Source organism: Congregibacter sp. (assembly GCF_047617445.1).
GTDB lineage: Bacteria > Pseudomonadota > Gammaproteobacteria > Pseudomonadales > Halieaceae > Congregibacter.
Map to the genome: position 1 here is coordinate 1 of NZ_JBLGBE010000030.1, position 26698 is coordinate 26698.

A 26698-nucleotide genomic window follows, 5' to 3' on the forward strand; every position below is an offset into this window, starting at 1 on the left:
AGCCGACAGCATAGCCGCTGGTAGTACGCCCGCTGCAACTAGCGCCGCGACTCTGACCCGCTGCCGTGCCAGATAGTGAGAACTGCGGAGAAAACTATTCATTTTTGAATCCCTCGTTATTGTTTTTGGTGTGATTGCGGATCTGTTGACTGCTAGTTTGAACTATATTCAAAGACTGTGCTTTGATCGCATTATTGTCAAGCGCTTGTCGCGTGCATCTGACTCTTTAGGGGTGCGCGTGGCAGGCTGACGTTCAACTGTGAATTTCAAGTCGTCGCTCCAGTTCGACGTGGAAATGGCGCAAGCGTTGTTCCTGTTCTCCCCACAGCTGACCTTTGAAGCCGCGGCTGCGCATTCCGCGCTGCACAATCGGCAGAAATTCAGCGTCCTGGCTCAAGACCATACCAAGCTGAGCGTCTTCCCCAAGACTGTAGTACTCCATTGCGGGACGTGTGTTGCCACTGACATCCGTGCCCTCGGCCAATCCCATCCAGGCGGGAGAGCGATAGTCGGGATCATCCACCGGCATCATTAGCGTCATCGTGTCGTAGTAGAAGCGTTCGGGGTCACTTTTGTGCGGCAAAAACCGCATCAGGAAAATGGCTTCGGGGTGGCAACCCATTTGCACGTTGGGGAAGACACCTGTGGCCCAGCTGTCTGAGAGCTGGCTGTCGCTGAAGTGGCTGTAGTCCAGACCGAGCCGCTCGGCGCGCTGACGTTTGCCCTCCTGAATGGCACGGCGGACATCCGCTGCGGATCCGGTAAAGTCTTCAGGATCGACGCCCGCTTCCTGGAGCATCATCTGCAGGCCTTCGTTAACGGTTTCCTGGTCGTGCGCGCGCGGACTGGGTTGGCCCAGAGGCACGATCATGCGGCTCGCGCCTTGGGGGTAGAGGTCGTACTGCACGTTCAGATCGCCCATCACGCCACGTGTTTCCGGGTGTACTGCGTGCAGGTGGTAGCTTTCGTAAAAGGCCTCAACCCCGACTTTCCAGTTTGAACCCCATTCGCTGCGCACATGGCGCACCACGGTCATTTGCTCAATGTTGTAAGCCTCAAGATAACCCTCGGGCAGTCCCAGTATCTCCTGCAGAGGCGGTGCATTATCATCCATACAGATAAAGACGATGCCCGCATGCACCTCGCAGCGTAATGGCGTGAGGCCGGGTCTATGCGCAATGACCTCCGGTTGGAAGGTTTCTTCATCGGTGATGCGCCGCAGCTCACCACTGTTGTGAAAGCTCCAGCTATGGAACGGGCAGACAAAGACTTTTTTATTACCGCGCTCCTCGGTCACCAGACGTGCCCCGCGGTGACTGCATACGTTGTAGAAGGCACGAATGCCTTCCTCGTTGTGGGTGATAATCAGCGACTCGCTGCCGATATCAAAAAGAAAGTAGTCGCCAAGCTCGGGGATATCCGCAGTAACGCCCGCAATTAGCCAGCTTTTGGTCCACAGACGCTCCCACTCCAGATCCTGATAATTTTTCGTAAAATAGCCGTCCGTGGCATGGATACGCGTGCCGTTGTTGATATCTGGCTGCTTGGCGTCCAGAGCATCGGAAGCGGCGTCAGGATTGATCACGGCGACCGGTATCAAAGATGGTGTGTTCATTCGGCAGGCTCCTCCTTGCTAATGCAAAAAACCGGTAGGTGTATATCCTCATTCCAGGCTTCGAAATGGGCTGTCACTGCAAGGCCAATCTGTAGTTCGCCATCCGCAGCACCGGTGATGTTACTCATCATCGTGGGGCCTTCCTTGAGCTTGATAAGCGCCACGACGTAGGGTGCATCGTAGGCTTTACTCAATGCGCGCTGCACGATGGTAAAGCTCATGACATGTCCCTGTCCGCTCGCCTGGACCCAGCGGGGATCAGCTTCTCCACATTGGGCGCAGATGCTGCGGGGATAAAACTGAAAGACGTCGCAGACGCCACAGTGCTGGAGTAAAAGCTCACCACGCGCGCAGGCGTCGAACCAGGGGGCGCTCAGTGCCGTTACGGATGGCGTTACGCGATTCATTTTAGCTCCGGTCACGTCCGAGAATTACGGCGGTGTGCGATGACATGATGCCGCCCTGGGCATGTACAAGACCTACTTCAGCCCGGGGAACCTGACGATCACCGGCGGTGCCTCGCAGCTGCCAGACACTTTCACTCAGCGCAAACATAGACCCCGGGTTACCGGGATGGCTGTGCGAGAGTAGGCCGCCATGGGTATTGACGGGCAGCGAGCCGCCCGGGAGTAGGGCGCCGGAGGCCGCGAAGGGGCCACCTTCACCTTTTGGGCAGAACCCAAGGTCCTCGAGCTCTACTAGCACTGTCGGGGTAAAGCAATCGTAAAGCTGGGCAAAATTCATGTCCTGTGGTGTGAGGCCGGCCATCGCAAAAGCTCGTTGGCCGGCATCTTTAGCCGCAGAGTGGGTCAGGCTTTTGGCCTGGCTAATATGTTCGTGACCATGGCCTTCACCCACTCCCAGGAGATACACGGGAGCATTGGGGAAATCCTTGGCGCGTTCCGCCGATGTCATCACAACGGCAGATCCTCCATCGGACACCAGTGAGCAATCCAGAAGTTTTAGCGGGTCGGCGATTCTGCGCGAGTTCATAACATCTTCGACGCTGATCAGATCGCGCTTCTGCGCAGCAGGATTTTTTGCGGCGTGGGCGCGAGCGGCAACAGCGATTGCAGCTAGCTGCTCCTCGGTTGTCCCGAATTCATGCATGTGAGCCTGGGCGATCAGTGCGTAATAGGCTGGTACCGTAGCGCCAAAGGGCTGTTCAAATTGCGGATGCCCCGTACTGGACTGCGCCAACATGGCCTGGTCACGAGTTAAACCGCTGCGCAGGCTATCGCCCATGGTGATCAGGACTGTTTCAGCCATGCCGGTAACGATGGCCGAAGCGGCATGGTGGAGGGCCGAAAATGTTGTGCCCCCTCCGGCATTCAAGGTCATGCAGTAGCGCGGGTAAATCTGTAGGTACTCGGCCGTTGCCTCAGCGTGGTAGAGCATGGGCTGGGACATGGCATTGCAGGTTATCAAACCGTCGATTTGATGCTTACCCAATCCTGCATCCTTTAGCGCGGCCATACCCGCCTCGATGCACAACTCCATTGCCGTACGTCCCGGCAGCTCGCCTACCGCTGTATCGGCTACACCGACAAGGGCAACTTTTCCACGCAAACTATTTACCATTTTCAGATGCTCACTCGTCGCCCGGCTCGTTGTTGTCCTGGAGAAACTGGACGACCGCCGTGCCCGGTGTGATTGAACTACCTTCAGCATTGCGAATATCAACCTTCAAAACGACGCGGCCGACTTCGAAATCGATGTCCTCAATGTGGCCCGTCGCAGTCAAGGTGTCGCCGATGTAGGATGCAGACCGATTTGAGTACTCCATCGACACGATGCGACCCGCTTCGCCGAGCCACTCTTCTACGAGTTGATGAAGCCAGTCCCCGAGCAGCGGCCCTGCGATGACAAGGCCCGGGTAGCCCTCGACGTCTTTTGCGTAAGGGGCGTCAAAGTGTATTCGATGGCCATTCCAAAGCGCCGCGTTGTACAGCATTAACTGCACGTTGTCCGAAGTGAAGTGACGCTTCGGCAGCGCTTGCTGTGTCGTGAGCTCGGACATTTGCAGCGTGTCTATGGCACTGGTCATCGAAGGATTCTCGTGGTTTTTTCGGTGATGACGGGATCGCCAATATCGTTAACAATCTCCATTACGACTTCATAGAAAATCAGCGCACCGCTGCGACCGGCTTTTTCGTAAATGTTGGTCAGTGTGCGCGTCGCGGTCAGCCAGTCGCCCGGGTGCACAGGGCGGTGATACTCGAGGTGCAGCCCGCCAGCCATGGCTTTTTCCAGCGGAAACTTCGGTAGCAGAGTGTCGATGGATACACCGTCTGGCGTGAGTTGATCCAGCTCAACGACATCCCAAAAAAGGCTGACGTGAAACATCGGCGGTGCTTCGTCTCCGTCGAGGTATTTAGGTTGGCGATTGCCTGTGGCCACTGCGTATTTCCGAATATCACGACGGGTGACAATTTCGCGTCGCGGTTCGCTACGGCGTCCGATCGCAGACAACACAGAATCGTTCAATACACCGCTCATACCTTTGCGCCTCGTTGCTGCCAGTAGGGGTCACGCAACTCACGCTTGAGGATTTTCCCCGTCGGCGCCTTTGGCAAGCTGTCTACGAAATCAACGGATCGCGGTTTCTGATACGACGCCAGATGTAAGCTTGCCGTTGTAATAATGTCTTCGGCCGTGGCACTGGCTCCGGGTTTCAGAACCACGACGGCTTTGACAGCCTCGCCCCACTCGTCGTCTGGAATACCAAAAACGGCCGATTCAAGGACGTCCGGGTGTTGGTGGATGGCAGCTTCGACCTGAGTGCTGTAGATGTTTTCGCCGCCAGATATGATCATGTCTTTGGCGCGATCAACGATGTAGACATAACCTTCGCTGTCCCACATCGCTACGTCGCCGGTGCACATCCAGCCATTCTTGAAGCTCTCCTGGGTCAGTTCCGGGCGTCGCCAATAACCGAGCATATTTGCTTCTGACTTCACCAGAATTTCTCCGGGCGTCCTGGTATCTCGCGGTACGTCTGAACCGTGCTCATCAACAATTCTCAGTGAACTTACAAAGCCTTCACGACCGCAGGAGGCGAGGCGCTCGGGGTGCTCGCCCTGCATTGCATGCACATGATCTTCCTGGGACAGGAAGCTCATCGTCATACCCTCGGTTTGTCCATAGCCTTGTATCAATGTGCAGGGGAACGCTTGTAGAGCAGCGGCGACTACCGTTTGCGGCATAGGGCCGCCACCGTATTGGATATTGCGTAAGCTGCTCAGGTCGAAGTCAGCAAAGTTGTCGACCGCCATCATCCAGTTGAGCATGGTGGTGACGCCGAGAAACGCGGTGACTTTCTCACGCTCTATCAGTTCGAGGGCGAGCTTGGCATCAAAGTTGATCAGAACGAGGGGGCAGCCGTGCAGCATATAGTTCATGGCTAGGGCGACCGGTATGTGGAACATCTGCCCGGTCAGCATATACACGTCGCTGGGCACGATTCGTTCAGCGACGGTTTGATTGATCATGCCCATGTAAAGGCTGTGATGGCTGTGCAGGGCACCCTTGGACTGACCTGTGGTGCCGCCTGTGTAGAGAATCAATACCGGGTCGTCGCCACCGATCTGGTCGTCGGGGTCCGGCTCCCGGTTATCGCTTGCCGCAATGAGGGCCTCATAGCTACCGTCTGAATCACTGCCAAACACCAGCAGCGTTTCCGGCGAGGAGCCCTCACGCAGCGCGCTTGCCAGTTCCGCATACTCTTCGGAAGCAACCAGGGTCCTGGGTTCACCGTCATCAACAATCCGTGTTAGCTCGTCCTTCGACAGACGCCAGTTAAGCGGTTGGGCAATCAGTCCAACTCGGGCGCAGGCGTAAATCAGCTCCAGGTACTCGATCGCATTTTTTGACAAAATGGCAACACGATCGCCTTTTTGGAGGGAGAGAGTATCGGTCAGCCCATTCGCCAACTGACGAACACGGGCCTCGAGGTCTCCGTAGCTGATCCGTCGACCGCTATGTGGATCAATGATCGCCTCTTTTTCGGGTGCAAGGCGTGCCGTTTTAGCGGGTATCTTGCCGATATTCATGGCGATGCTCAGTATGCGTTATCGAGATCAAGGTGACGTTTCACTATCTGCCAGCCTGTCGTGTTGCGGCGGAGCTGGTCGCGATAGACGCCGGCAGTAAGCAGCCCGGTTTTGCCGTCTTCGGTGGCGATCAGAGAAAGATTGGATATTACCTCGGGCTCGTCACTGTCAGTCATGACGAAGACATTGCTGATCACGTGGCGGCGCTGATCGGTTTGCTGCTCCATGGATTGTTTGTACAGTCCCATGATCGCGTCTCGGCCCTCAAAAGGGCCAATCACGTCACCACCCTGAACTTGAATGCTAAACACGGCATCCGGGCTGAGGCAGGCCTCGAGTATATCCAGCGCCTTCTCGTCATAGCCGTAGGCGGCGCGGGCGAGAACTTCTTGTATAGCGACTCTGTCTTGCGTTGATAAACTCATGCCTGTGGCTCCATACCTAGAATGTCCAGCGTTCCTCTCCACGCCAAAGAACCTCCATCGATTGCCCACACGGCGCCGTTCACAAAAGAGGATTCCGGACTGGCGAGAAAGCACACCAGTTCTGCGACATCGACGGGCTGCCCCATGCGTGGCACTAGATGTGTCATGGTCATCGTGTTGAGCATTGCTTTGGGGTCTGGCGCCGCTTTCAGGAAATTGTCAACCATCTGCGTGTGAATCGACCCCGGGCAGTAACAATTGACCCGGATGCCGTCGGGCGCCAGATCCACGGCCAGCATTTTGGTGAGCTGCATGATGCCGCCTTTGCTCGCGCCATAGGCCAGGCATTGGGGGTAGCCAGTAAAGGAACTGGTGGAGCCTGCATTGATAATCGAAGCGTTATCACTCTCTCTCAGCAGCGGAAGCGCATACTTAGCGCAAAGCCAGGCTCCGGTGAGGTTCACGCTGATGATCTTCTCGAATACGTCGCGACTCATGGTGTCGAGGGTGAGCTTATCGCTCAGCGCGCTCTCATGGATTCCCGCATTGTTATGCAGTACGTCGAGTCCTCCGAAGCGGCTCTTCGCCACTTCCATGACGGCTTCGAGATCGTCTTCATTGCTGACGTCGCAGTGTTGGTAAACAGCGGTGCCGCCTGCGGCGTTGATGTCTTCGGCGAGTCGTTCGCCCTGCTCATCGTTTAGATCGGCAAGCAGCACTGATGCACCGCGCTGGGCGGCGAGTCGCGCCGTACCTTCGCCTATACCAGCCGACGCGCCTGTGATCAGTAGTCTAAGACCTTCGACACCCATGTTATTATCCATTTTTGGTGAGTACCGCAAGATTCTAGGCTACTTTTGAATAAAATTAAAGATAACCCGAATATCCCCATTGCGACACCCCGGTACCTCCGGAGCGGGTGCGATGCGCATGTCTGAACCTGTGGGTAAAGGCAAGGTGGCGCCTACTGTGGGACGACGAGACTCACGCGGGGATGAGCGGCGGCGCAAGATTTTTCGTGCTCTACATGATTGCATCATCGAAAAGGGCTACGTGCGGACGACCTTGGCGGACGTCGCTCAGAGCGCCGATATGTCGGCCAGCCATTTGCTGTACTACTTCGATGGCAAAGAAGATGTGCTGGAGCAATATTTTCAGAACGTCGCCGAGCGTTTTGTGCTTCGACTGGAAGAAATGCGGACTCTTGATACAGCATTGAGAATGGAGGCGCTTGCTGATTTCTGGTTCCATGGGGAAAGCAGTACGCGCCAGGAAATCGGCTTTATGCTGGAGTGCTTTGGGGCGGCGGTAAATGATGACGTATTGCGCGTCACCAAGTCGCAGTTTGATATGTATTGCAAGGACTTCCTCAGCAACATATTCCGTGAATCCAAGGTGAGTTTACCTCCGGTCCCACAGGATGCCGCGGAGCTTGCCTATGCCATCATGATAGGCCTGCGCTCAGCCGTGTACTTTGATGAGGATGTTGACCTCGCTAGAGCACATACCCTGTTTTTGTCGACCGTACAGGGTATGTGTGTAACCGGTTTATCGGATTAAGCGGTGTAGCTCCGGGGTGGCGATTGAACGCCCGGGGCGTCCCAGCCGTCTAGCTATGGCTCTTCGGAAACCTGTACTACCAGTGTGCCAAGGTTCTTACCCGTGAACAGCCGCTCAAAAGAGCTCGGTGCGTTCTCCAAGACCGCGACCACATCGGTTTCGAAGTGAATTTTACCCTCCAGCAGCCATCCAGCCTTCACCTGCATGCCCTCGGGAAAACGATCAAGGTAGTCAAGGGTGATAAACCCTTTCAGCAGCGTGCAGCGCATCAGTAAGTTGGGTATTGGCAAATTAACTTCCGCGAAATCAGAAAAATGGTCAAGTACCTTCAAGCAACCGCCCTGCTCCATTCAGCAAACGCACTGACCCTGAGATCACGGTAATGCTGCGCTCCAACCAAGTGCCTACCGAGATTAAACAGATTGCTGACTGCAGCATGGGCCTTGAGAAACCGCTGGGCCTGCCTGGTCGATTTGAACTTCCGCATCCCTCGCTCCCTGGCCCGGGTCGCCTCATGTGATCACTGTGATCGATTATTCTCATACTGTTGAGTGCCATGAATCACATCCGGCATCAACTCCCGATGAGAAACTCCATAACTCCGCAGCTTGTCAGTGACGATCTTCCGGGGCTCAACACCATGGCTGCGCAATAACCTTCTGACGAAGCGTTTTGCAGCAGCGCCATCCCACTTGGTCTGTAGAAACACATCCACTACTTCGCCATCTTGATCTACGGCACGCCAGAGGTAATGCTGCTTACCATTGATCGTCACGAACACTTCATCTATATAGAATGTGTGGCCGCATCCTCGATGCTTTCGTTTCAAGCGGCGGGTATAAATGGTTCCGAATTTGATGCAGGGCCTGCCCCATGAGCGTAGCGAGTGCTTTGGGTACCAGAGGCGAATAGCTTCGCGGCTGACGGTGATGCCACGCTCAGCGAGTAGGCCCTCGATATCACGGTGGCTGAGGTTGAATCTGAGGTAGAGTCAGACTGCATAACTGATGATGTCGGGAGCGAATCGGTGAGGAAATCTCCTCACGACGGGCCGTTTATTTGCCCTATAGTTCCGTAACTAATTAAGCGAACTGTCCCCATAACTTAGGGCGCAGCGACGGTCTTTTCCATGACCTCATCCTGCGGGAGGTGCTCAGCCTTCCAGCGCATAGCCATGTAGATACGCATATAGGGCGAAGGGTGGTGATTGAACCAGTTCTCTTCAAAATCAGATGGCTCAAGCTTTCGATATTCCGCTGTAAGTAGAGCCACCTTGGCCCAGGCATCGGGGTTTTGGGTGGCATTGATCGCAAACAGGTCGGCCTCGTACTCCTGCGTATAGACCACGCGTTGAAAAACCGGCGTAGCCAGTAATCCCACGACGGTGAGAATCGCCGCAAGCAAAGGGAACCCCGCGTAGTCGTCTATCCCGCGCACACCCCAGTCCTCGCCCTTACGCTGCAGTAATGCGCGAAAAATCAGGTTTGTGAAGAAGAAAATAGCCAGCAGTATCGGCAGCAGCGCGAGCATCATTTTGATTTGATGGTTGAGCACGTAGTGGCCAATCTCATGAGCCATCACCGCTTCGACACTGTCCGCATCGGCACGATTCAAAAGATTGTCATTGAGGGCAATTCGCGCAGTTCCGAACAGACCGCTGACATTAGCACTGACCCGGTTCGTCTGACGCGACGCATCCACCTGCTTAACATCGTCCGTCTGCATCCCGTTGGCCCGGGCGATCGACAGAATTCGCTCTTTCAAAGGGCCTTCATCCATGGGCCGATATTCGTTAAACAGCGGATCGATAAAGGTGGGGCTGATAAACAAGGCAAACAGCATAAAGCCGATAGACAGACCCGAACCCCAGGCCCACCAATTGTCGCGAGTTCGGCGAATCACCATGTACAGCAAGCCCACAAACAGCGCGAACAATACCGTGGTGACCAGACCCTCTGTGAGGAAGTCCCCGAACCAGGAAGAAAAAGACTGGGTGGCCAGACCGAATTTATGTTCCGTATAAAAGCCACTGAACCAGGTAAGCGGAAACAACAATACAGACGACACCAGCGCGTAGATCGGTACGTAGATAAACGCCTGGGCAAAGGGCGCCTTTAACTTCCTCTCCGCAAGTTCTCGCCAACGCCGCGACCAGCCCCGCGCGAGTAGCAGCCAAGCGAACAACACCGCCGCCACCGTATCAAGAAGCATAATGACGTAGCCGGTATTCACGTAACCATCGGTATTGGCGATCGCTTCGGCCGAGGTCGAACTCAGATAAGCACGGGTAGCGCCTTCAATGTCGAATGCCTGAGCAGTAGGTCCCGCACACAGTAGGAAAAGGAACGCCCCTCTCGTGAGCCACTTTGCCTGTCGCAACATACTCATCTCCGATACTGTTAGTAGGTTACGGAGCTTACCCCGTTGCCCCTATTAGCCGCAAAGCGACTCATCGAGGCTACGGCAATACCCTCTACATCAACGAGGTCTTCGTGAAGATCAATGGCAAGCAGCATTACCTGTGGCGCGCTGTGGACCAGGATGGGAAGTTGGTTGATGTATTGCTTCAGGCTAAACGGGATGGAGTCGCGCATAGGAAACTGCTACCCGAGACAATCGACAGTACGCTGTAGTATGAGAATAATCGAGCTGAGCAGTCACACGAGGCGACCAGGATTCGAGAACGAGATGCCGCGATTCAAGTCCATGAGGCAGGCCCAGCGATTTGTCACGGCTCATGCAGCTGTTTTAATTTGTTCAACCTCGGCAGGCATCTGGTACGCGCTCAACACTATCGAGACCTAAGGGAAAGTGCGTTTGGAAGTTGGGCAGAAGCAGTAGCCTGAGGCTGACGTCTAAAGTTTCATGGGTCAGCAGAAGTTAATTTGACGGCACCACCGACCAGAGCATCACCAGAGATATTGCTTTTTTTCGCCGGAAGTTGATATTGGAAGCATTATGAAACTCTCTTTTTTTCAACGTCGGTGGAAAAAATCTTGGCGATTTTAATTTTTGCATGTGGTCTTCTGAGTGGCTTGACGATGCTTTTGGGGTGTTCAATCAATACACCGATCAGCGAAGAAGGGGCCGAAAGAATTGCTCAGTCACCCCATCAGCATGAAGGTCGGTTTTTCAATCTCGAACCAAAAGCTGATTATAAATTTGATATGAACGTGTTGATAGATACCTTGTTTAAGGCTTCACAACGTTCGCCCAAGGGCGAGATTCCCTTTGTAAAAATCAGCCCTGACCATTGGGAAAAACGAGCTTCTCAAACACTGCACGTTGCCTGGCTGGGGCATTCAAGTAACTTGATTGAAATGGACCATAAACGAATTTTGATTGACCCGGTTCTATCAAAGCGTGCTTCACCCTTTTCATTTGCTGGGCCAAAGCGGCTCCATCCATCCCCTATTGATTTAGCGTCTATTTCTAATGTGGATGGAGTCATTATTTCGCATAGTCATTATGATCATTTGGACGAGGCGACCATACGCCATTTAGCAAAAGGCGATTGCCGCTTTTTTATACCTCTTGGATTAAAAGATCAGCTTTTGGCGTGGGATGTTAAAGACGAGTCTATTGTCGAACTGGATTGGTGGCAGAAAGCGCAGCTTGGGGAAATTGACATCGTCATGACGCCTGCGCGCCACTATTCAAATCGTGGGCTTTCTGATGCTGCCCGAACCCTATGGGCATCTTGGTCCATCATGGGATCTCAAAAAATCTTCTTTAGCGGCGATACCGGATATTCAAAAGAATTTGCAAAAATCGGAGAGCGGCTTGGCCCTTTTGATCTAAGCCTGATCAAAGTAGGCGCTTATGGACCCGGACAATCTTGGCATGACATTCATATGACCCCAGAAGAAGCGGTACAAGTGCATCAAGACATTAAGGGCAAAGTTATGCTGCCTGTACATTGGGCGACGTTTGATTTGGCTCTACATACATGGGGAGAACCCATCAAACGTACAGTGAAAGCCTCAGATGCGGCCGGCATTAATTTAGTCACACCCAAAATTGGTGCCTTAATTAATCCTGATCAGTCCGAGAAAAGCGATCAATGGTGGCAGCATCTGAATTAATTCATGATCACCAGTAGCTGTAATCCAGACATCAGTGTAATGAACCGTCCCGATGACGGATCGATGAATTCCAGACAAACCCATAAATCACCTGCTCAATAATTTTTTGACATCGCGGGTTTGTATCGCAAAGCCGAGCATGTCACTATCGGGATAGTCGGAATTAATATCGCCAAGCCCCCGGGGCCGAGCAAGCGAACAACAACGCACAACGAGTGAACGTTCAATGTGCAGAAAATAATAGATAACCGGCAGTTATACTATGAGCGAGCCAGCAGCTGTATTTTGGCCATTTGGAGTTTATTTTCTTGGCGTTCTTCTGCTCGTCGCCACCATGCTCGTCTTATCCTGGATTCTTGGCCAACACCGCGCAAACGCCGCCACCAATATGCCCTTCGAGTCCGGCGTAGTTTCCGTTGGCTCGGCACAGATGCAAATGTCGGTCGAGTTCTACCTGGTTGCCATCCTCTTTTTAATCTTCGATCTGGAGACAGTATTTATACTCGCCTGGGCGGTGGCCTTCTTTGAGCTGGGCTGGTCAGGCTTCGCCGCCGTCTCTCTATTTATCCTCATACTGGTCGTGGCCCTGATCTACGAACTGAGCACCGGCGCCCTTGACTGGGGTACCAAGCAGCGCGCGCGCGCGCGGCCCGAAGAAATTGCCGAGCCGCCGAATACACACAACAGTTTTGTTACTCAGGCAGCGGTGATCTGATGGAATGGAGCCTCTCTAAACCCGAGGACGTAATTGCCAGCTCGCCGGGCGGCGACGAGTTGAGTATCGAAGAACAAATCAAGCGCAATGTGATGTTTGCGCGACTCGAAGATCTGATCGCCTGGGGTCGCGCGAATTCCCTGTGGCCCTTTAATTTTGGTCTGTCCTGCTGCTATGTCGAGATGGCGACCTCCTTTACAAGCCGCCATGATATTGCACGCTTTGGCTCCGAAGTGATCCGGGCGACGCCGCGACAGGCTGACCTTATGGTGATCTCAGGCACCGTGTTTCGCAAAATGGCGCCGGTGGTGCAGCATCTTTACGACCAGTTACTGGAGCCCCGATGGATTATTTCCATGGGCTCCTGTGCCAATTCCGGCGGGATGTACGATATTTACAGTGTGGTTCAAGGCGTTGACAAGTTTATACCCGTGGACGTGTACGTTCCCGGCTGTCCGCCGCGCCCCGAAGCATTGATGCAGGGGCTGATGATGCTCCAGGACGCCATCAAACAAGAGCGCCGTCCCCTGAGCTGGGTGGTTGGCGAGCAAAGCGTAATCAAACCCGATATGCCCTCCCAACGTGATCAACTGAAGGAGGAGCGTAATCGGGCAACTGAACTGCGGGCACCTACCGACGTGTGACAACACGCGTGGGCTCGCATATAAATAACAATAAAACATAAACGGCGGCCGTTAGGCCCAAAAAAACGAGGAGCCCAGCAGCCATGCTGCAAGCCGAGGCACCCAGCAATGACCGTAAGAACAGAGCCGTGGACGGGCTGTTCACGCAGTTCGGCGCGCCGGCGTTTTTGCCGCAGCAAACGGCGGACGGCACGCCGACGTTTTATGTTGATCGAACACAATTACTCGACATCCTGCGCCATCTGCGCCCGCAGTTCGTGGTCCTTTTGGATCTGTTTGCTATCGACGAGCGCCTGCGCCAGCACAAGCCTGAGGGCGCGCTCGATTTCACCGTGGTCTACCACCTGCTGAATATCGCGGACCGCGCGGAGATCCGCCTGAAAACGGCGGTCACCATTGACGACCCCGTCGTGCCCTCGGCTGTCGCGATATGGCCAAACGCCAACTGGTATGAACGCGAGGCTTGGGATATGTATGGCGTGGAATTTTCCGGACATCCCAATCTGCGACGTATTCTTTTGCCGCCCACCTGGGTTGGGCACGCGCTGCGCAAGGATCACCCCGCCCGCGCTACTGAAATGGAGCCCTTCAGTATCAACGAGGAGCAACAGGCGCAGGAGCAGGAGGCCCTACTGTTTCGTCCCGAGGAATGGGGAATGGAACGCAGTAACGGCGACACCGAATTCATGTTCCTCAATCTCGGGCCAAACCACCCTTCGGTACATGGGGTATTTCGCATTGCACTGCAGCTTGACGGTGAGGTGGTAGTCGACGCCGTGCCCGACATCGGCTATCACCATCGCGGTGCCGAGAAAATGGGCGAGCGCCAAAGCTGGCATACCTTCATTCCCTACACCGACCGTATCGATTATCTCGGCGGGGTGATGAACAACCTCGCTTATGTGATGGCCGTAGAGCAGCTCGGGGGCATCACGGTGCCCGATCGGGCGCGCGTTATCCGCATTATGCTCTCTGAGTTGTTTCGCATTTCCAGTCACCTGGTGTTCTACGGAACCTTCGCCCAAGACGTGGGCCAGATGTCTCCGGTGTTTTATATGTTCGCCGATCGCGAACGCCTGCTGGGTATCATCGAGGCCGTGACCGGCGGACGTATGCATCCCGCATGGTTCCGTATTGGTGGCGTTGCCCAGGATCTGCCAGCGGGCTGGGAGACCATGGTGCGTGAGTTTATCGATGCCATGCCCGCGCGCCTGGATCACTACCAAAAAATGGTAATGAACAACAGCATTCTCAAGGCGCGGACTGTAGACATTGGCAGTTACAGCGCCGATGAGGCACTTGCCTGGGGGATTACCGGGGCGTCGCTGCGCGCTACGGGTTTCGACTTTGATCTGCGCAGGGACCGCCCCTACGGTGGATACGACCAGTTCGAGTTCGAGGTCCCTCTGGGCAACAAGGGAGACAGCTATGACCGGGCGGCAGTGCGTGTCGAAGAGATCCGCCAAAGCCTGCGCATCGTTCGGCAGTGCCTCGACAACATGCCCGAGGGCCCCTACAAGAGCGAGCACCGGCTGACGACACCGCCGCCTAAGGAGCGGACCCTGCATGACATCGAAACACTAATTCACCATTTCCTAAGTGTCAGTTGGGGGCCGGTGATACCGCCCGGCGAGGCTTCTTTCCCCATCGAAGCAACCAAGGGTATTAACAATTATCACCTGATCAGTGATGGCGGGACCGGGTCATACCGTACGCGAATACGCACGCCGTCGTTTGCAGCACTGCAACAGATACCGCTGATCAGCCGGGGACTGATGATTCCGGACTTGATCGCGATCATCGCGAGTATCGACTTTGTTATGGCCGACGTGGATCGCTAGCCCTATGACTCAACTTATCCCTGCGCTCAGTCCCGAGGAGCTCGCCGAGATCGATGCCGAGATCGCTCACCTGCCCTATCGCTCGGCGGTCGCGATCGACGCACTCAGGATCGTGCAGTCACACCGCGGCTGGATCTCGGACGAGAGTCTCCTCGCCATCGCCCGGCACATCGATATGTCCGCGGAAGAGTTGGAGGGCATAGCCACGTTTTACAACCTGATTTTTCGCCGGCCGGTAGGCGACAAGGTCATCCTGCTATGCGACAGCATCACCTGCTGGATTAAGGGCTGCGACAAACTGCAGGCCCGTATCAGTGAGCACCTAGGCATCGAACCGGGAGAAACCACCGTCGACAATCGCTATACCCTGCTGCCGATTACCTGCCTCGGTGCCTGCGATAAGGCTCCGGTGATGATGGTTGGCGAAGACCTGCACACGGCGATAGACGCCGCGCAGCTGTGCGACATTCTGGACGCAGGTGAATCCTCATGACAATGTCCGGGGCCACCAGTGCGCTGTCGAATCCGCTAACCCGCAATGTTCGCGCTGATCGTTCTCCCACAGATTTTTCGGCCTATGAAGCCAACGGGGGCTACCAGGCCCTGCGCAGCACTATTGGCAAAGTCGCCCCGGCGGACTGTTTGCAGATACTCAAGGATTCAAACCTGCGCGGGCGCGGTGGCGCCGGGTTCCCCACGGGCATGAAGTGGAGCTTCGTGCCCATGGGCGATGCCGTTACCCCGGGTCACAAATACCTGATCTGCAATGCCGATGAAATGGAGCCCGGAACATTTAAAGACCGCTTGCTGATGGAGTGTGATCCTCATCAACTGATCGAGGGAATGATCCTCTCGGCGTATACCCTGCAGGCAGACGTGTCCTATATTTTCATTCGCGCCGAGTATTACAAGGCGGCCGCGCTGCTGCGCGAAGCGATTGCCACCTGCCACGCCAAAGGCTACCTGGGAGAAAATATTCTCGGCAGCGACTTCAGCCTCAAGATGCATGTGCATGTCAGTGCGGGACGCTACATCTGTGGCGAAGAGACCGCGTTAATCAATGCGCTGGAGGGCAAGCGTGCCAATCCCCGGGCCAAGCCCCCCTTCCCGCAGGTGAGCGGACTGTGGGGTCGTCCAACTATCGTGAATAACGTCGAAACCTTGTGCAATGTGCACCACATCATTGAGCGCGGTGCGGACTGGTTCCAGGCACTAGGTAAGGGCGAGGACGCCGGTACCAAGATGTATGGTGTGAGCGGTCGGGTAAAAAACCCCGGTTGCTGGGAGTTGCCCATCGGAACATCGGTGCGCGAAATCATCGAGGAGCATGCGGGAGGGATGGAAGATGGGTACAAGCTGCGCGGTTTTTTGCCGGGCGGTGGCTCTACTGATTTCCTGGTGGAGGAACACCTCGATCTGCCCATGGACTACGGCAGCATCGGCAAGGCCGGCAGCCGCATGGGCACCGGGACCATGATCATTCTGGACGACCGCACCTGTCCGGTGGGCTTTGTCCGCAATCTCACCCAGTTTTTCGCCCAGGAATCCTGCGGCTTCTGCACCCCCTGCCGCGATGGCCTGCCCTGGACCGCGCAGGTGTTGGGCTCCATCGCAGAGGGCACAGGCCGGCCTGAGGACATGGACACGCTCGCACATCAAATTGGGTATATCGGCGCCATGGGCAACACACACTGCGCGCTGGCACCGGGCGCCATGGAGCCGCTGCAGAGCGCCATCAAATACTTCCGAGATGATTTTGAGGCACATATTCACGACCGAGAGTGCCGCTTCGATGCACGGGGGTGCCGCTAATGGCCACTATTCACATCGATGGCGTCGCCTATGAAGTCGAGGCCGGTAAAAACTTGCTGGAGACCTGCCTGTCCCTGGGATTAAACCTACCGTATTTCTGCTGGCACCCTGCTATGGGTTCTATCGGCGCCTGCCGTCAGTGCGCGGTCGTGCAGTACCAGAATGCCGAGGATCAACACGGACGGATTGTCATGGGCTGCATGACGCAGGTCAGTGACGGCGCACTGTTTTCCCTTAGCGGTGACAAAGCCGGTGAATTTCGCAAAGCGATCGTGGAATCGCTGATGATCAACCACCCGCATGACTGCCCGGTTTGTGGTGAGGGCGGCGAATGTCATCTCCAGGATATGACCGTCATGGTCGGTCACCGGGACCGGCAATACCGGGGCCAGAAACGCACCCATCGCAACCAGTATCTTGGCCCGCTCATCGAGCACGAGATGAACCGTTGCATCACCTGCTATCGCTGCACACGTTTTTACCGCGATTATGCAGGCGGCGAGGACCTTGCCGCGCTGGGCGCGCATGACCATATTTACTTCGGTCGTCAGAATGACGGCGTTTTGGAAAGCGAGTTCGCCGGCAATCTTGTAGAGGTTTGTCCCACCGGGGTCTTCACCGATAAGACCCTCGTTAATCAGTACACGCGCAAGTGGGATTTACAGTCCGCACCTTCCGTATGCACGGGCTGCGCCTATGGCTGCAACACCATGCCCGGGGAACGCTATGGCAAGCTTAAGCGCGTGCATAACCGTTTCAATGCGGCGGTCAACGGCTATTTCCTCTGCGATCGAGGCCGCTTTGGCGCCGCCTACGTCAATCAAGACTCACGCCTCGAGCATACCGGCTTGCGCAACGCACAGGGCAAGTACGACGCTCTGGACAGCGCCACGGCGCTCGAGCATTTACAACGCCTGGGTTCCACGGGCCGGCTTGGCGCGATCGGCTCGCCACGCGCATCAGTGGAAAGCAACTATCTGTTACGCGCGATAGCCGGAGCAGACAATTTTGCACCGGGCTTTTCTGTGCAGGAGCAATCACTGGTGCACAGAGCGCTTGATCTCCAGCGCCGATGCACTGCAAGCACGCCAGATCTGGATGCGCTGGAAGGCGCAGATGCCATTCTGATTCTCGCTGAGGATGTCACCCAGAGCGCGCCGCGGCTGGCGTTGGCGCTCCGCCAGAGCGTTCGCAACAAGGCTTACGAAATGGCCGCTGACCTCGGACTACAGCCCTGGCAGGATGCCGCGGTGCGAAATCTGGCTCAGAATCAGCGCAGCCCGATGTTCATCGTTACGGCGGGAGATACCCGTCTGGATGACGTCGCCGAAGCGCGGGCATCGCTTGACCCCGCCGGCATTGCGGCATTTGGTTTTGCGGTCGCCAAGCGACTGCGCAGCAGCAGCGAGCGAATGGGCGATGAGAATATCGACACACTGGTCGCTAGCACCGCAGATGCCTTGCGCGCTGCCAAACGTCCGCTGATTGTCTCGGGCACCAGCTGCGGAGACCCCGCGTGTATGGATGCAGCGGCACAGATCGCCGAAGCACTCTGTGAACTTCACCAGCCCGCCATGCTCTCGCTGGTCGTACCGGAAGCCAATAGTCTGGGACTGGCGATGCTCGTGGGTGAAAATGCCCCGGACCTCGACGCCCTGCGCGAGCGTGCCCAAGCTGGCGAACTCGACACGCTCGTGATTCTTGAAAACGACCTTTACCGCCGCGGTTCCCGGGCACAGATCGATGAGTTGCTGGGCGCATTTGCCACGGTGATCGCCATTGACGGCATGGATAACGCCACGACATCGGCGGCCGCCTTTGTACTGCCTGCCGCGAGTCCGCTCGAGGGAGAAGGCACCCTGGTAAGTATGGAGGGTCGCGCGCAGCGACACTTTCCGGTGTTCGCTCCGGCTGCAGATCGTCAGCCGGCCTGGCGCTGGCTCCGAGCGCTGGCTGAGTCTCGCGGGCTTGATGACCTCGCCGCGCTGCAACACTTTGACGACCTTATGCACGCCTGCGCTGCGGCGGAGCCGGCTCTTGCCGCAATGGTGAACGCGGCACCAGACCACGATTACCGAAGTCTTGGGCTGAAGATCCCTCGTCAGCCCCAGCGCTACAGCGGCCGCACGGCGATGCGCGCAAACGTTTCGGTACATGAGCCCAAACAGCCGACCGATGAAGAGACTGCTTTGTCCTACACCATGGAAGGACTGAATCGCGATGAGCCGGGCTCACTCCTCCCGTTTGTGTGGTCTCCCGGTTGGAACTCAAACCAGTCCCTGCACAAATTTCAGGCAGAAGTGGGCGGACCCATTCGCGGTGGGAGTGCCGGGGTGCGCTTGCTACCCGATACGCCCATAGCGCAGCTACCTGCGCCCACAGCTGCCGCTGCGGCCATTGACCATGATCAGTGGCGGCTCGTGCCACGCCCGCAAATATTTGGCAGCGATGAGCTCAGCGCTCTGAGCCCGGGAGTATCCGAGCTTGTAAAGCCGGGCTTTGTGGAGATTGACCCGGCCGCTGCGACGCTGCTGAGGGTCACCGCCGGCGATGGCCTGGTAGTGGGTGATAGCCTCGCGACGCTGGAGGTCAAAGTGAATCCGCTTATGCCAGCAGGCTGCGTCGGGTACAGCGCAGGGGTCGCCGGATGCGAGGGACTGATACCCATGGCGGCGGTAACACTGACGCGGGCGGCAGATTGGGTGCGCCCAAGTTCAGCCGCGCAGGTGATCGGCAGCGATCGGGTGCAACATGTCTGAGCTGGGTAACATCACCTTCGCGCTAGCGCTGATTAGCGCCGCAGTCGGCGGCGCGGCACTGCTGACCTGGTTCGAACGGCGGCTGCTGGGAATCTGGCAGGACCGCCGGGGTCCAAACCGGCTCGGACCCTTTGGTGTTCTGCAGGTCGTTGCAGATATGCTCAAGCTGCTGACTAAAGACGATTGGATTCCACCCTTTGCCGATCGTTTCGTTTTTGTACTGGCACCCACCATCATCGTCATCGTGATGCTGTTGGGCCTGACGGTGGTTCCCTTCAGTCCAGAGCTCTTAATTCTCGACAGCAACATCGGCCTGCTGTTTTTCCTCGCGATGACTTCGCTGGCGGTGTATAGCGTGATGCTCGGTGGACTCGCGTCAAATAATAAATATGCTTTGTTGGGTGGTTTGCGTAGCGCGGCGCAAATGGTCAGCTACGAAGTCTTCATGGGATTGTCGCTCATGGGGGTCGTGATGCTCGCGGGCAGCTTCAGCACCCGGGTTATCGTCGAGGCCCAACGCGATCTCTGGTTCTGCGTCCCGCAGGTACTCGGCTTACTGACCTTCACGATTGCCGGCATCGCGGAAAGTCACCGCCTGCCGTTTGATCTACCGGAGGCAGAGCACGAACTGACTGCCGGGTTCCACACGGAATACGGTGGCATGAAGTTCGCGATGTTCATGCTGGGCGAATACCTGGGGCTTATCCTGATTTGCTGCATGATGACTACGCTGTTCTTCGGCGGTTGGCTGGGCCCCTGGCTTCCGCCGCTGGTCTGGTTCCTCATCAAGGTTTTTGTCCTCATTTGCTTCTTTATCCTGCTGCGCGCCGCGATACCAAGGCCCCGCTACGACCAGCTTATGGTCGTCGGCTGGAAGTACATGCTCCCGATTACACTAATCAATTTGCTCGCCACCGCGGCGATCACGTTGGCGTTGCGAGGCTGAGCCATGTTTAAAGCTATTGCCAGTCAATTAGTTACCCTGTGGACAATTCTTCAGCACAGCTTTAGCCGCACCGAGACCGTGCAGTATCCGGAGGAAAAACCTTATCTGGCGCCGCGTTATCGTGGACGTATCGTTCTGACTAACGACCCCGATGGTGAAGAGCGCTGTGTAGCCTGCAATCTGTGTGCGGTGGCCTGCCCGGTGGACTGCATCGCGCTGCAGCAGGGTGTTAAGGATGACGGTCGCTGGTACCCGGAGTTTTTCCGGATCAATTTTTCGCGTTGCATCATGTGCGGCTTCTGCGAGGAAGCCTGTCCAACCAATGCCATCCAGTTAACACCGGACTTTGAGATGTGCGAATACGATCGCAACAACATGGTGTATGAGAAGGAACACCTGCAGATCGATGGCACCGGCAAATACCACGACTACAATTTCTATCGCGTCGCGGGACTGGCCGTGGCAGGTAAGGACAAGGGTGAAGCCGAGAACGAAGCGGCACCCATCGACGTCAGGAGTCTCCTGCCATGATCGAGACTGTATTTTACGCGGCATCGATAGTAGCGCTGGTGAGTACCGTTATGGCCTTGACGCGCGCCCATGTCACCCATGCTCTTATCTACCTGATCCTGTCACTACTGGCCGTCGCGGTGATCTTCTTTCTTCTTGGTGCCCCGTTTGCCGCGGCTCTGCAGGTACTCATTTATGCCGGCGCCATCATGGTTCTCTTCGTCTTCGTGGCAATGATGCTGAACCTGGGAGAGGCCGGCGAGGCCCGCGAACGTCAGTGGATGGGATTCAGGACCTGGATAGTTCCGTCCATACTCGCTGCGCTACTGCTCGCCGAACTTCTCATCGCCATCAAACTCGGGGGAGAACAGACCTCCGGACAGTCCGTATCACCGAAGGAAGTCGGACTCAGCCTGTACGGTCCCTACGTGCTGGCGGTGGAAATAGCGGCAATGCTACTCCTCTCGGCCCTGACAGGGGCCTACCATGTTGCGCGTGCCTTCCGCGCCCCGAATCAAGAGGGCCCCAGCTGATGTCAGGCCTGCAGATACCCCTGGAGCACGTACTGATACTGGCGGGGCTTCTGTTCATCTGCGGACTTGCGGGGCTCATGCTGCGACGCAATTTGCTTTTCATGCTGATGTCGCTGGAGGTGATGCTCAACGCCACGGCCTTGGCCTTTGTTGCCGCCGGTGCGCGCTGGCAACAGGCGGACGGACAGGTGATGTTTCTGATGATCCTGAGTGTCGCCACCGCGGAGGCAGCCCTGGGTCTTGGCTTGCTCCTGCAAATTCAACGTCGCTACAAGACCCTGGATATGGACGCCGTGCGGAGGCTTCAGGGATGAACTGGCTATGGCTAATCCCCTGTCTGCCCCTGGCCAGTTCCGCGCTGCTGCTATTAAGTGCGGGTCGCATGCCGCGACTGCCCGCGTCGCTTCTCGGCGCCGGGTCGGTGGGAATCTCCGCGCTGCTGGTAGCCATTCTTGCCGCCGGCTATCTCAGCGAGCCACAGGTTCAGCAGCAACTCCTCTGGACCTGGATGGAGATAGGCGACTTCAAACCGCGCATCGCGTTCTACGTCGATGGACTAACCGTGGTGATGATGTCGGTAATCACCGGAGTTGGCTTCCTTATTCATCTGTACTCCAGCGAATTCATGTGGGAAGACGAATCCCTCTGTCGCTATTTCGCCTACATGAACCTGTTCGTGGGTTCGATGCTCTTGCTGGTGATGGCTGACAACCTGCTCCTGCTGTACCTGGGCTGGGAAGGCGTGGGAATGTGCTCTTACCTGCTAGTGGGCTTCTGGTATCGCGACCCGGCCAACGGCGCAGCGGCCCGCAAAGCTTTTGTAGTAACACGGGTTGGCGATACGCTCATGGCGCTGGGCATGCTCTTGCTCTTTACCGAATTAGGCACGCTCAACATTCAAGCACTCATGTCAGCGGCGGTCACTCAGTGGGATAGCGGCAGCACACTGCCGGCCGTTGCCGCCGCACTACTTCTTGGCGGCGCGCTGGGCAAATCGGCGCAGCTGCCTCTGCACGTCTGGCTACCCGATGCGATGGCAGGCCCGACACCGGTTAGCGCGCTTATTCATGCAGCGACCATGGTCACCGCCGGGGTCTATCTTATTGCCCGAACGGCCGATTTGTTCCTGCTCGCGCCAGCGGTCATGGAAGCGATCGCCTGGATAGGTCTTGTGACCCTCCTGCTCGCAGCGTTCACCGCTCTGGTCCAAAACGACATCAAACGCATACTCGCCTACTCGACCATCAGCCAGATCGGCTACATGTTCCTGGCGCTTGGTGTCGGCGCATTCAGCGCGGGCGTGTTCCATCTCATGACCCACGCCTTTTTCAAGGCACTGCTGTTCCTCGCTGCAGGGGCCGTTATTCACTGCCTTCACCATGAGCACAACATTTTCCGAATGGGCGGTCTGCGCACGCGTCTGCCGGTCGTATTCTGGAGTTTTGTCATCGGGTCCGCCGCGTTAGCAGCTCTGCCCTTTACCTCAGGCTTCTACAGCAAAGACGCCATTCTTCTCATGGCCTATGATCAGGCCGGTATCGGGCCCATCTTATGGCTCGGTGGTCTGCTCGGCGCACTTCTCACAGGCATCTACAGTTTCCGCCTCGTATTCATCGTGTTTTTTGGCCCGGCACACACGGAACCTGACCGCCAGCCCGGCTGGCGAATGGCTGTGCCACTCATGCTGTTGTGCGTACTGTCACTGCTGGGCGGCTGGATTGCATTACCCCTTGCCGGCGCCGTACCCACGTCTGATCCACACAGCGTCAATCACGCAGTAGAGTACATAAGCATAGGCATCCCACTCCTTGGGCTGGCATTGGCTTATCTGCTGTTTCTGGGTCGACAGCTTTCTCTGGCCTCACTTAGCGAATCTGCCGTAGGCAAAAGTGTACAGAGCTTCTGGCGTAGGGGCTGGCTGATCGATGAGTGCTATGAGGTACTGCTCGTCACACCTTATAAGACGCTTGCTCGCTGGTGGCGGGCAGAGCCCGTAGACCTTATTTACAACACCTTTATTGATTTATCACGTCTGGGACATCGCCTGGTCATCGCACTGCAAACCGGTGAAGTTCGCTGGTATGCCACAACGCTGGCTCTGGCTCTGATCCTTGTGCTGTCCGTTGTGCTGAGGGCCGAGCTGTGAACATTGCACTGCTGGTGATGCTACCTCTGCTTGGCGGGCTTATAGCCTGGCAGAGCGAACGCGTCGGAGTCCGTCTCCCGCGCTGGATTACCGTCGGCACCCTGCTGCTCACGCTGGCTTACCTGGCGGGACTCATAGCGGATCTCCCCGGCGGGCGCCTGGCGCTGATGACCTCGCCCGTCGACGCTGACACGTGGCTGCTGCATAGCAAGTTCGAGTGGATACCGCGATTTGGCATTTCTTTTGAACTCGCGCTCGACGGTCTCTCTTTACTGATGCTGGTTCTTACACTGCTCCTTGGCCTGATAGCAGTGGCGTCTTCGTGGTCAGAGGTGGACTTTCGCCCCGGCTTTTTTCAGGCCAATCTGCTCTGGACCGTCGCGGGCGTCATCGGCGTATTCCTGGCCCTGGACCTGCTGCTGTTCTTCCTGTTCTGGGAAGTCATGCTAATCCCCATGTACCTCCTGATTGCCATTTGGGGACATGAAAGCAGATCCGCTGCGGCCATGAAGTTCTTTATTTTTACCCAGGCGTCGGGGCTCCTGATGCTCGCCGCAATCGTGGGCCTTGCTTTTGCATCATTGCAAAACACCGGGGTGATGAGCTTCAGTTACTTCGATCTGCTTCTGGTTGATCTGGGCCCGCGCACGGCCTTCTGGCTAATGCTGGGCTTCTTTATCGCCTTTACCGTGAAGCTGCCGATCTTCCCTTTCCACACCTGGCTTCCGGACGCACACACCCAGGCTCCGACCGCCGGGAGTGTGCTGCTTGCCGGGATCCTGCTGAAGACCGGCGCTTACGGTCTACTACGCTTCTGCCTGCCATTGTTCCCGGAGGCGTCACAGGCAATCGCACCCATCGCCATCATTCTCGGCGTGGCAGGCATCATCTATGGCGCACTTCTGGCCTTTGCACAGACCGACTTTAAACGCCTGGTCGCCTACAGTTCGGTCAGTCACATGGGGTTCGTCATGCTTGGCATCTATGCCCTCAACGATCTGGGCACCAAAGGCGCAGTCATGCAAATGGTCGCGCATGGTGTCAGCACGGCCGCACTCTTCATGCTGGCCGGGGCCCTACAGCACCGCCTACACAGTCGCGATATGCGTCAGATGGGCGGCCTTTGGCACAACGCGCCGCGCATGGGCGCATGCGCTATGTTTTTTGCCCTAGCGTCCCTCGGCCTGCCTGGACTGGGCAATTTTGTCGCGGAGTTTCTCGTGCTGCTCGGACTATTCACGGTCGATCCCTGGATGACAGCTCTGGCGGCTGTAGGCATGATCACGGCCGCTATCTATTCGCTATGGATGCTTCAGCAGGCGTTCCTCGGGCAAGCCGACGAACAGCGCGAGTTCCAGGACTTCGGCAGTCTTGAGATGGCCACTATGGGCGCCATGATGCTGGGCTTGCTGTGGCTGGGACTTTATCCGCAGCCCGTCTTCGACCTCGTGCAGCCGGTGCTTCAGGGCATTTACGCCTCGATGCAACTCACCTCCGTGGCGGTACTACCGTGAACGCCTCTGCGTACGTCTTGCTCGCCCCCCTGCTGACTCTGGCCGGCGGTGTACTGCTGTTGATGCTGCAGATAGCGCTGCGCCGCCAGTCTGCACTGACCCGTGCTCTGTCGGTAATGGTGTACGGGATCTGCGTTCTAGCGAGTATTGGCGCGGCGGGCGGGCCAGCGCTGCAGATCACCCCGCTTTTAATGGCGGACTCTCTTGCGCTCCTGCTGTGCGCCGCATTTTCTCTCTCGGCGGCTGTGACGGCGCTGCTATCGGCGAAGACGATCGCCGCACAGAGTGATCAGCCTGATGAATACTACTTGCTGCTCATGCTGGCCACGCTGGGTGCCTGCGTGCTTGTCTATGCCAATCATGTCGCTTCGCTGCTTCTGGGTCTGGAACTGCTGGCCGTCTCGCTCTATGCCCTGATTGCCTACCCGAGTCGGCAGCAACGTCCCGCAGAAGCGGCCACGAAGTATCTCCTGCTCTCCGGCGCCGCGACGGCAATCATGCTGTTCGGTTTCGCACTGCTCTATGCGGCTACCGGCGCATTAACGTTTAGTGGGATAGGCGCCGGGCTTGGCAGCACAAGCCTGGTCGGGCCTATGCCGCTGTTTGCGGCCGGCATGGTGCTGGTGGGGCTGGGCTTCAAACTGGCGGCCGCGCCCATGCACTTGTGGACGCCTGACGTTTACGAAGGTGCCCCATCACCTGTCAGTGGATTTCTCGCCTCGGTTGCAAAAACTGCTGCATTTATTGTGCTGCTGCGCTTTTTCATTCTGGCGGAGCTGTACCGTTTTCCAGCATTGACTGAGGTGACAGCGCTGCTTGCGGTGCTAAGTATGGTTATGGGTAACCTGCTGGCGCTGCTTCAGAACAACATCAAGAGGATGCTCGCCTATTCCTCCATCGCTCATATAGGCTACCTGATGATCATTTTTTCAGCCGCTGCGGACCCGCAAAATCGCGCGCTGGCATCAGAAGCCGCCGTGTTCTATCTCATCGCCTATCTGCCTACCGTTCTCGCGGCGTTTGGGGTCGTGACCTTACTTAAATCCGAGATGAATACGGATTCCGATGTCGATCTTGAAAGTCTAAGCGGTCTTTTCTGGCGTCAGCCATTACTCGCCGTCCTAATGATGGTTTCGATGTTGTCCCTCGCCGGCATTCCACTGACGGCAGGATTTATTGGCAAGCTTTACATTTTTTCGACCGCCGTGGCGGGCGAGCATTGGGTCCTTCTGGCGCTGTTGCTTATCGGTACCACTCTGGGTATCTACTACTATCTGAGGGTCGTCTATCAAATGACTGTCAGCACAAGCTCACCCGCTTCCGGCGGCGCCGACACAAGCGCAGCCCCGATGGCAGGGAACTTGCCTTTGAGTTTCACGACGCGCGTGGTGGCGGTCATTCTGCTGACAGCCATTCTCGCCTTGGGCTTATTGCCACAGACATTGATGCACTATCTGAAAGAGATGTTTTGATCGCGGTAAATTCACCATGAATCTGCCGAGCTCAATAATTGTAAGTAGACGGCACTCGCAAGGAGAGGC

General features: G+C 56.5%; 26 protein-coding genes and 1 pseudogene. 16 read left to right on the forward strand and 11 right to left on the reverse strand.

Annotation, left to right across the window (positions count from 1 at the left end; all coding sequences use genetic code 11):
- Positions 1 to 253 precede the first annotated feature (253 nt).
- From ACI9KD_RS08920 to ACI9KD_RS08955, 8 genes are read right to left on the reverse strand one after another with little or no spacing between them, the layout of a single operon-like run.
- Positions 254 to 1615, reverse strand: a complete 1362-nt coding sequence (locus ACI9KD_RS08920; protein ID WP_414980819.1) for an aromatic ring-hydroxylating dioxygenase subunit alpha — start codon at positions 1613 to 1615, stop codon at positions 254 to 256.
- A complete protein-coding gene (locus tag ACI9KD_RS08925; protein WP_414980820.1) occupies positions 1612 to 2022 on the reverse strand; it encodes a Zn-ribbon domain-containing OB-fold protein in 411 nt (136 codons plus the stop codon). Before ACI9KD_RS08925 ends, ACI9KD_RS08920 begins: the two co-directional genes overlap by 4 nt.
- Position 2023: 1 nt before the next feature.
- The gene (locus ACI9KD_RS08930) at positions 2024 to 3196 is read right to left on the reverse strand and encodes a thiolase C-terminal domain-containing protein (protein ID WP_414980821.1); all 1173 of its coding nucleotides are present in this window, start codon (positions 3194 to 3196) and stop codon (positions 2024 to 2026) included.
- Positions 3197 to 3206: 10 nt separating this feature from the next.
- A complete protein-coding gene (locus tag ACI9KD_RS08935; RefSeq protein ID WP_414980822.1) occupies positions 3207 to 3662 on the reverse strand; it encodes a hypothetical protein in 456 nt (151 codons plus the stop codon).
- Positions 3659 to 4114 (reverse strand): MaoC family dehydratase N-terminal domain-containing protein, encoded by a 456-nt coding sequence (locus ACI9KD_RS08940; RefSeq protein ID WP_414980823.1) that lies wholly within the window; start codon positions 4112 to 4114, stop codon positions 3659 to 3661. The genes ACI9KD_RS08935 and ACI9KD_RS08940 overlap by 4 nt, the downstream gene beginning before the upstream one ends.
- Positions 4111 to 5667: an AMP-binding protein gene (locus ACI9KD_RS08945; protein WP_414980824.1), complete on the reverse strand. Its 1557-nt coding sequence runs from the start codon at positions 5665 to 5667 to the stop codon at positions 4111 to 4113. The genes ACI9KD_RS08940 and ACI9KD_RS08945 overlap by 4 nt, the downstream gene beginning before the upstream one ends.
- 8 nt (positions 5668 to 5675) lie before the next feature.
- A complete protein-coding gene (locus ACI9KD_RS08950; RefSeq protein ID WP_414980825.1) occupies positions 5676 to 6092 on the reverse strand; it encodes a nuclear transport factor 2 family protein in 417 nt (138 codons plus the stop codon).
- Positions 6089 to 6916: an SDR family NAD(P)-dependent oxidoreductase gene (locus ACI9KD_RS08955; RefSeq protein WP_414980826.1), complete on the reverse strand. Its 828-nt coding sequence runs from the start codon at positions 6914 to 6916 to the stop codon at positions 6089 to 6091. The genes ACI9KD_RS08950 and ACI9KD_RS08955 overlap by 4 nt, the downstream gene beginning before the upstream one ends.
- A 100-nt stretch (positions 6917 to 7016) precedes the next feature.
- Here ACI9KD_RS08955 and ACI9KD_RS08960 point away from each other — a divergent pair, with 100 nt between their 5' ends.
- Complete coding sequence (locus ACI9KD_RS08960) at positions 7017 to 7652, forward strand: TetR/AcrR family transcriptional regulator (RefSeq protein ID WP_414980827.1); 636 nt, start codon at positions 7017 to 7019, stop codon at positions 7650 to 7652.
- Positions 7653 to 7705: 53 nt separating this feature from the next.
- On the opposite strand, the gene ACI9KD_RS08965 is transcribed toward ACI9KD_RS08960, so the two are convergent.
- The 3 genes and pseudogenes from ACI9KD_RS08965 to ACI9KD_RS08975 all read right to left on the reverse strand — a co-directional run bounded on the left by ACI9KD_RS08965 (position 7706) and on the right by ACI9KD_RS08975 (position 10034).
- Positions 7706 to 7984: a hypothetical protein gene (locus ACI9KD_RS08965; protein ID WP_414980828.1), complete on the reverse strand. Its 279-nt coding sequence runs from the start codon at positions 7982 to 7984 to the stop codon at positions 7706 to 7708.
- Between the two features lie 188 nt (positions 7985 to 8172).
- A pseudogene (locus ACI9KD_RS08970) lies at positions 8173 to 8631 on the reverse strand (IS6 family transposase); the annotation flags it as partial.
- Positions 8632 to 8756: 125 nt separating this feature from the next.
- On the reverse strand, positions 8757 to 10034 hold the full coding sequence (locus ACI9KD_RS08975; protein ID WP_414980829.1) for a M48 family metallopeptidase: 1278 nt from the start codon (positions 10032 to 10034) through the stop codon (positions 8757 to 8759).
- 149 nt (positions 10035 to 10183) lie between these two features.
- Here ACI9KD_RS08975 and ACI9KD_RS08980 point away from each other — a divergent pair, with 149 nt between their 5' ends.
- From ACI9KD_RS08980 to ACI9KD_RS09050, 15 genes are all read left to right on the forward strand, one after another.
- Positions 10184 to 10285, forward strand: a complete 102-nt coding sequence (locus ACI9KD_RS08980) for a hypothetical protein (protein ID WP_414980855.1) — start codon at positions 10184 to 10186, stop codon at positions 10283 to 10285.
- Between the two features lie 363 nt (positions 10286 to 10648).
- Positions 10649 to 11737: an MBL fold metallo-hydrolase gene (locus ACI9KD_RS08985; RefSeq protein WP_414980830.1), complete on the forward strand. Its 1089-nt coding sequence runs from the start codon at positions 10649 to 10651 to the stop codon at positions 11735 to 11737.
- A 262-nt stretch (positions 11738 to 11999) separates the two neighbouring features.
- A complete protein-coding gene (locus ACI9KD_RS08990; protein ID WP_414980831.1) occupies positions 12000 to 12452 on the forward strand; it encodes an NADH-quinone oxidoreductase subunit A in 453 nt (150 codons plus the stop codon).
- Between the two features lie 59 nt (positions 12453 to 12511).
- Positions 12512 to 13096, forward strand: coding sequence for a NuoB/complex I 20 kDa subunit family protein (locus tag ACI9KD_RS08995; RefSeq protein ID WP_414980856.1), 585 nt, complete (start codon positions 12512 to 12514; stop codon positions 13094 to 13096).
- Between the two features lie 83 nt (positions 13097 to 13179).
- Positions 13180 to 14937 (forward strand): NADH-quinone oxidoreductase subunit C/D, encoded by a 1758-nt coding sequence (gene nuoC, locus ACI9KD_RS09000; RefSeq protein ID WP_414980832.1) that lies wholly within the window; start codon positions 13180 to 13182, stop codon positions 14935 to 14937.
- Between the two features lie 4 nt (positions 14938 to 14941).
- Complete coding sequence (nuoE, locus tag ACI9KD_RS09005) at positions 14942 to 15430, forward strand: NADH-quinone oxidoreductase subunit NuoE (protein WP_414980833.1); 489 nt, start codon at positions 14942 to 14944, stop codon at positions 15428 to 15430.
- The gene (nuoF, locus tag ACI9KD_RS09010) at positions 15427 to 16749 is read left to right on the forward strand and encodes an NADH-quinone oxidoreductase subunit NuoF (RefSeq protein WP_414980834.1); all 1323 of its coding nucleotides are present in this window, start codon (positions 15427 to 15429) and stop codon (positions 16747 to 16749) included. Before nuoE ends, nuoF begins: the two co-directional genes overlap by 4 nt.
- A complete protein-coding gene (nuoG, locus tag ACI9KD_RS09015; RefSeq protein ID WP_414980835.1) occupies positions 16749 to 19508 on the forward strand; it encodes an NADH-quinone oxidoreductase subunit NuoG in 2760 nt (919 codons plus the stop codon). The genes nuoF and nuoG overlap by 1 nt, the downstream gene beginning before the upstream one ends.
- A complete protein-coding gene (gene nuoH, locus ACI9KD_RS09020; protein WP_414980836.1) occupies positions 19501 to 20454 on the forward strand; it encodes an NADH-quinone oxidoreductase subunit NuoH in 954 nt (317 codons plus the stop codon). Before nuoG ends, nuoH begins: the two co-directional genes overlap by 8 nt.
- Positions 20455 to 20457: 3 nt before the next feature.
- Positions 20458 to 20985, forward strand: a complete 528-nt coding sequence (gene nuoI, locus ACI9KD_RS09025; RefSeq protein WP_414980837.1) for an NADH-quinone oxidoreductase subunit NuoI — start codon at positions 20458 to 20460, stop codon at positions 20983 to 20985.
- The gene (gene nuoJ / locus ACI9KD_RS09030; protein ID WP_414980838.1) at positions 20982 to 21497 is read left to right on the forward strand and encodes an NADH-quinone oxidoreductase subunit J; all 516 of its coding nucleotides are present in this window, start codon (positions 20982 to 20984) and stop codon (positions 21495 to 21497) included. Before nuoI ends, nuoJ begins: the two co-directional genes overlap by 4 nt.
- Complete coding sequence (gene nuoK, locus ACI9KD_RS09035) at positions 21497 to 21811, forward strand: NADH-quinone oxidoreductase subunit NuoK (RefSeq protein ID WP_414980839.1); 315 nt, start codon at positions 21497 to 21499, stop codon at positions 21809 to 21811. The genes nuoJ and nuoK overlap by 1 nt, the downstream gene beginning before the upstream one ends.
- A complete protein-coding gene (nuoL, locus tag ACI9KD_RS09040) occupies positions 21808 to 23643 on the forward strand; it encodes an NADH-quinone oxidoreductase subunit L (RefSeq protein WP_414980840.1) in 1836 nt (611 codons plus the stop codon). Before nuoK ends, nuoL begins: the two co-directional genes overlap by 4 nt.
- Positions 23640 to 25157: an NADH-quinone oxidoreductase subunit M gene (gene nuoM, locus ACI9KD_RS09045; protein ID WP_414980841.1), complete on the forward strand. Its 1518-nt coding sequence runs from the start codon at positions 23640 to 23642 to the stop codon at positions 25155 to 25157. Before nuoL ends, nuoM begins: the two co-directional genes overlap by 4 nt.
- Positions 25154 to 26629, forward strand: coding sequence for an NADH-quinone oxidoreductase subunit N (locus ACI9KD_RS09050; protein WP_414980842.1), 1476 nt, complete (start codon positions 25154 to 25156; stop codon positions 26627 to 26629). Before nuoM ends, ACI9KD_RS09050 begins: the two co-directional genes overlap by 4 nt.
- The last annotated feature ends 69 nt before the right edge of the window (positions 26630 to 26698 follow it).

Coding starts and splice junctions, on each gene's coding strand:
- nuoG (WP_414980835.1), top strand. CDS start 16,749: ATGGCCACTATTCACATCGATGGCGTCGCCTATGAAGTCGAGGCCGGT.
- ACI9KD_RS08930 (WP_414980821.1), bottom strand. CDS start 3,196: ATGGTAAATAGTTTGCGTGGAAAAGTTGCCCTTGTCGGTGTAGCCGAT.
- nuoE (WP_414980833.1), top strand. CDS start 14,942: ATGACTCAACTTATCCCTGCGCTCAGTCCCGAGGAGCTCGCCGAGATC.
- ACI9KD_RS08960 (WP_414980827.1), top strand. CDS start 7,017: ATGCGCATGTCTGAACCTGTGGGTAAAGGCAAGGTGGCGCCTACTGTG.
- ACI9KD_RS08975 (WP_414980829.1), bottom strand. CDS start 10,034: ATGTTGCGACAGGCAAAGTGGCTCACGAGAGGGGCGTTCCTTTTCCTA.
- ACI9KD_RS08990 (WP_414980831.1), top strand. CDS start 12,000: ATGAGCGAGCCAGCAGCTGTATTTTGGCCATTTGGAGTTTATTTTCTT.
- ACI9KD_RS08950 (WP_414980825.1), bottom strand. CDS start 6,092: ATGAGTTTATCAACGCAAGACAGAGTCGCTATACAAGAAGTTCTCGCC.
- nuoJ (WP_414980838.1), top strand. CDS start 20,982: ATGATCGAGACTGTATTTTACGCGGCATCGATAGTAGCGCTGGTGAGT.
- nuoL (WP_414980840.1), top strand. CDS start 21,808: ATGAACTGGCTATGGCTAATCCCCTGTCTGCCCCTGGCCAGTTCCGCG.
- ACI9KD_RS08925 (WP_414980820.1), bottom strand. CDS start 2,022: ATGAATCGCGTAACGCCATCCGTAACGGCACTGAGCGCCCCCTGGTTC.
- nuoK (WP_414980839.1), top strand. CDS start 21,497: ATGTCAGGCCTGCAGATACCCCTGGAGCACGTACTGATACTGGCGGGG.
- nuoH (WP_414980836.1), top strand. CDS start 19,501: ATGTCTGAGCTGGGTAACATCACCTTCGCGCTAGCGCTGATTAGCGCC.
- ACI9KD_RS08935 (WP_414980822.1), bottom strand. CDS start 3,662: ATGACCAGTGCCATAGACACGCTGCAAATGTCCGAGCTCACGACACAG.
- nuoI (WP_414980837.1), top strand. CDS start 20,458: ATGTTTAAAGCTATTGCCAGTCAATTAGTTACCCTGTGGACAATTCTT.
- ACI9KD_RS08955 (WP_414980826.1), bottom strand. CDS start 6,916: ATGGATAATAACATGGGTGTCGAAGGTCTTAGACTACTGATCACAGGC.
- ACI9KD_RS08920 (WP_414980819.1), bottom strand. CDS start 1,615: ATGAACACACCATCTTTGATACCGGTCGCCGTGATCAATCCTGACGCC.
- nuoF (WP_414980834.1), top strand. CDS start 15,427: ATGACAATGTCCGGGGCCACCAGTGCGCTGTCGAATCCGCTAACCCGC.
- ACI9KD_RS08945 (WP_414980824.1), bottom strand. CDS start 5,667: ATGAATATCGGCAAGATACCCGCTAAAACGGCACGCCTTGCACCCGAA.
- nuoC (WP_414980832.1), top strand. CDS start 13,180: ATGCTGCAAGCCGAGGCACCCAGCAATGACCGTAAGAACAGAGCCGTG.
- ACI9KD_RS08940 (WP_414980823.1), bottom strand. CDS start 4,114: ATGAGCGGTGTATTGAACGATTCTGTGTTGTCTGCGATCGGACGCCGT.